At 75.0% G+C, this 3,842-nt stretch carries 4 protein-coding genes and 1 tRNA gene; 1 reads left to right on the top strand and 4 read right to left on the bottom strand.

The window, feature by feature from the left end:
- Positions 1 to 1,563 (bottom strand): murein transglycosylase A (gene mltA, locus M0638_RS15990; protein WP_248668001.1); only part of this gene is annotated, 1,563 nt, incomplete at its 3' end.
- A gap of 110 nt (positions 1,564 to 1,673) precedes the next feature.
- A complete protein-coding gene (locus M0638_RS15995; protein ID WP_248668002.1) occupies positions 1,674 to 2,363 on the bottom strand; it encodes a Tim44/TimA family putative adaptor protein in 690 nt (229 codons plus the stop codon).
- Between the two features lie 222 nt (positions 2,364 to 2,585).
- Between M0638_RS15995 and M0638_RS16000 the strand changes: the two genes are divergently transcribed.
- Positions 2,586 to 2,657 (top strand) — tRNA-Val (locus M0638_RS16000).
- Positions 2,658 to 2,887: 230 nt separating this feature from the next.
- Here the strand turns inward: M0638_RS16000 and M0638_RS16005 are convergent.
- Positions 2,888 to 3,655 carry a glycoside hydrolase family 19 protein gene (locus M0638_RS16005; RefSeq protein ID WP_248668003.1) on the bottom strand — a complete coding sequence of 256 codons (768 nt, stop codon included), beginning with the start codon at positions 3,653 to 3,655 and terminating at the stop codon, positions 2,888 to 2,890.
- On the bottom strand, positions 3,652 to 3,842 hold a 191-nt coding region (locus M0638_RS16010), incomplete at its 5' end, for a hypothetical protein (protein WP_248668004.1). The genes M0638_RS16005 and M0638_RS16010, both read right to left, overlap by 4 nt.

Genomic DNA, 3,842 nt, shown 5'->3' on the forward strand with positions numbered 1-3,842 from the left:
ATCCAGCGTGAACACGGTACGGCCGCGCTGGCTGCCCGCCAGCGGCGGCAGCGTGCCCACGGCGCGCGGCTCGCCCGGGACGGCGCTCAGCCCGCGCTGCGCCGCCTGCCGGCGGCGCACCGCCGCCTCGTGCTCGGCCAGCCCGCGCGCCAGGGCCTGCCGGCGTGCCACCTGCCCGCGCGGCCCGCTGCCGCCGCGGCCGGTCCACAGCCCCTCGGTGCTGAAGCCGGGCAGGCCGGCGGCGCTGCCGGAGAGATCGGCCGCGCTGCCCGGCGAGAGCATCAGCCCGCGCAGGGCGCCCGGCGCCGGGGCGAGGCCGGGGCCGGGCACGGCAGCGCCCGCGTCGCTCGTCACGTTGCCGGGGATCGAGGCCATCAGCACGCCGCCGTCGCGCGGCGCCAGCATGTACATCTGCGCCCGCTCGCGCATGTTGCCCGCGCCGGCCCCCGCCTGGTCGCCCCAGCCGAAGAACAGGTCGGCGCGGGCGCCCTTGATCGCGCCGCCCGTGTCCTGCGCCACCAGCAGCCGGCGCGTGCGGTCGCCCGACATGAAGAGCGGCGCGCCGAGCGGAATCACGGAAGGGTCGATGGCGACGGAACGGCCCGGCGTCAGCGGCACGCCGAGCGCGCCGATCGGCCCCTCGTCCAGGGACAGGCCGTTGACGATCCGGAAGAAGATGTAGGAGGGATTCTCCCGCATCACCGCCGCCGCCCGCTCAGGCCCGACCGCGTTCAGCCAGCCGCGGATGGACTGCATGCCGATGGTCTCGCCCGGCAGGGCGTTGCGCTCGATCAGGGTGCGGCCGATCGGCACGAAGGGATGGCCGTTCTGGCCGGCGAAGCCGACGCGCAGCACCTGCCCGTCCGGCAGCACCACCCGGCCGGAGCCCTGGATCTCCATGAAGAAGGCGTCGACGGCGTTGTCGACCCAGACCAGCTCCAGCCCCTGGCGCTCCAGCCCGCCGGTCTCGATGGCGGCGCGGTCGAGATAGGGGGTGACGCGGCCGCCGGGGCCGGCACGGCCCCAGACGCGGCGGCGGACGGAGACCCCGCCGGCGCGCTGCTCCGTCACGTCCCGCTCCACGAGGTCGGGCGGGCGGGCGAAGAGCGGCACGTTGTGCACGTCGGTCGGCGTGCGGGAGCCGCGCAGGACCGGCTCGTAGTAGCCGGTCACCAGCATCTCACCCACCGGCACGGCGACGAAGGCACCCTCCAGCCAGGCGCGGACGGCGGCGGCGTGGTCGCGCAGCGCCTCGGCATGGGCGCGACGCTGCGCGGCGGAGACGCGCCGGCCGCGCGGCGCGGCGGGCGGGCCGGGAGGACCGCCGGCGCGCCGGCCCAGCACCTGCTCGCAGGCCTCGCCCCAGGCGGCAGGGGAGAGGCCGGGCCGGCCCTCCGGCGGCTCGGTGCGCGAGAGGATGGTCCGGCAGCTCGCGCGCAGCGTGGCGAGCGCGCCGAGCGCGTCCTCCTGCGCCCAGCCGGGGACGGTGTCGAGCGCCACCTGCGCCCGGGCGGCGGGGGCCTGCGCGAGGATGGGCACGGCCAGCAGCAGGCCGATCGCCATGGCCGGCAGCCGTGGGCGACCGGCCCCGGGCGGCGGGGCGCGGCCATGCGCTCGTCGGCGGATCGGGCCCCGCGCGACCAATCCCACGCCTCCCCTAAGGATACGCCGACTCAGGCACTTTGCGTGCCCACCAGCTTCCACGCCGGGTCCGCCGAGGTCAGGTCGCGCTGGAAGGTCCAGATGTCGACGATTTCCGTCACGGCGTCGCTCCCGGTGATGACCTGGCCATCCTTTGCCGTGGTGATGTTGATCTGGTCGGTGACGAACCGCACGGTGATGTCGGCGATCGTCCCGCGCAGGTCGGCGGCCTCGATGGCCGTCTCGTTGACGGCACGCAATTCGGTACGCTGCTGCTCGCCCGCCGCCTCGCGCGCGGCAATCGCGCGCTCGAAGCCGGCACAGGTCTCGTCGGAGAGCAGCATGTGCAGCGTGGCACGATCGCCGGCCGCGAAGGCTGTCACGATCATGCGAAACGCCCCCTCGGCCCCGTCGAGGAAGCGGCCGGGGTCGAAGCCCTGGTCCACGCCCTGGATGCGCTGCAGGACCTGGCCGACCGGGCTGCCCGGATCCGGGATCCGGTGCCGCGACACGTCGGCCGCCGGCGCCGGCGGCGCGTCGTCCGGCAGCCCTTCGACGGGCCGTGCCCCACGGGGATCGTAGGCGCCGCCGGGACCCGGGGGCCGCTCCTGCGGGGGCCGCTCGAAGCCGGTGCGGCGACCGAGCACGCTCCGCAGCCGCAACACCAGGAAGGCGGCGATCATCCCGAACAGTATGAGGTCGAGGCCTATCCCGGTCTGCATGGCACGCTCCTTTGCCCCCCACTTAGGGGGACGGGGCGGGCACCGCAACAGCAGGCGTTCCACAAGCCGGGGCAATCCGGGCGAAGGCGGGAGGTATTCCGGGCCGATGCCGGCCATGGCCGCCCCGCGCCACCGCGCGACGAACCCGCGCGATCGCGCGGCGGACGGTCCGACCGCGCTTGACGGGGTGGGCGAGTTTGCGTATCCGTCCGCACCCCAGGCGGGCGCGTAGCTCAGCGGTAGAGCATCGCCTTCACACGGCGGGGGTCACAGGTTCAATCCCTGTCGCGCCCATTCCTATGGGTCATCTAAATCTTTGATATTGCTGCGAACGCCTTACCACCGGTAGGGCGGCCTCGCGCGTCTATCGTCCGCGACGATGCGGAACAAACCGTGCAAATTCGCGCCGATCCGTGCAGGAGGCGTGCAGCCCCAGACACACGACCCCGCCCGGCGCCCGCTCCCCGGGCAGCCCTAGCCCGCCGCCAGCCGCGCCGCGATCCCGCCGGCCTGGGTGGGGCGGCTCAGGCGCCCTTGAGCGCCGCGAACGCCCGCCCGTACCGCGCCGCCCGGTCGGCGTAGGCGATGCGATCCTTCACGGCCGGCGTCAGGGTCAGCCCGGCGGTCTTGGCCACGATCCCGTCGAAGTCGCCCTTGTCGGCCAGGGCCAGCAGGCCCCGGTCGGCGAAGTACCAGGCGGCGGACATGGCGGCACCATCGCGGGTCCGGGCATAATCGGCCGCATCCTCGGCGGTCATGCCCACGGCCTTGCCGAAGCCCTCGAAGCCCGAGCGGAAGGTGAGCTGCACCAGGCCGGCGCCGCGGAACCTCCAGCCGTCGTCCGTGCCCGGCCGGTTGCCGAGCCGCCCCCCGTAGACGAGATTGGCCAGCTTCTGCGGCTGCCCCACGTACCCCTCAGCCTTGTACGCGCCCGTCACGAAGAAGCTGGGGAACACCTTCCGCAGCCGGTCGGCCGAGGTGTAGGTCAGGTTCTCCGACAGGGCCGTGAGGTCGCCGCTCTCGTGCCCGCACTGGGCGATCCACGCCGCCTGCCGCTGGGGCGTGTCGATGCCGAACCGCGCCCACGCGGCGGCGATAGGCTTCACCCACCCGGCCGGGTCCGGGCAGCCAGGGAGGCACGTCTTGAGCAGCGCCGCGGTCGGTGCCGCCGCGCCGCCCAGCCGGGCCAGCAGCGCCTTGATCCGCCCGGCCGCCTGCATCTGCGTCGGCACGCCGGACTGCGCCAGCAGCTCGGCGAATTCGGCGTCGGAGAGGGTGGCGGCGTCCGTCATGCCCCGCGCTCCTCCAGCTCGGGCAGCACGCGCAGGATCTCCGCGTCGGTGCGGCCGGTCATGCCTCGGATCCACGACAGCCGCTGCGCGCGGCGCTCGGCCGGCGTCATCACGTGCGCGGCCGCGCGGGCCAGCAGGGCGTCCAGCGGCTCCGGGATCGGCCGGCTGGGCGCCTTCACGCGGACGC

The sequence above is a fragment of the Roseomonas acroporae genome (genome assembly GCF_023223525.1).
Lineage (GTDB): Bacteria > Pseudomonadota > Alphaproteobacteria > Acetobacterales > Acetobacteraceae > Roseomonas_E > Roseomonas_E acroporae.

Excerpts from the sequence above, each read along its gene's own strand:
- M0638_RS15995 (WP_248668002.1), bottom strand. The coding sequence starts at position 2,363 with ATGCAGACCGGGATAGGCCTCGACCTCATACTGTTCGGGATGATCGCC.
- M0638_RS16005 (WP_248668003.1), bottom strand. The coding sequence starts at position 3,655 with ATGACGGACGCCGCCACCCTCTCCGACGCCGAATTCGCCGAGCTGCTG.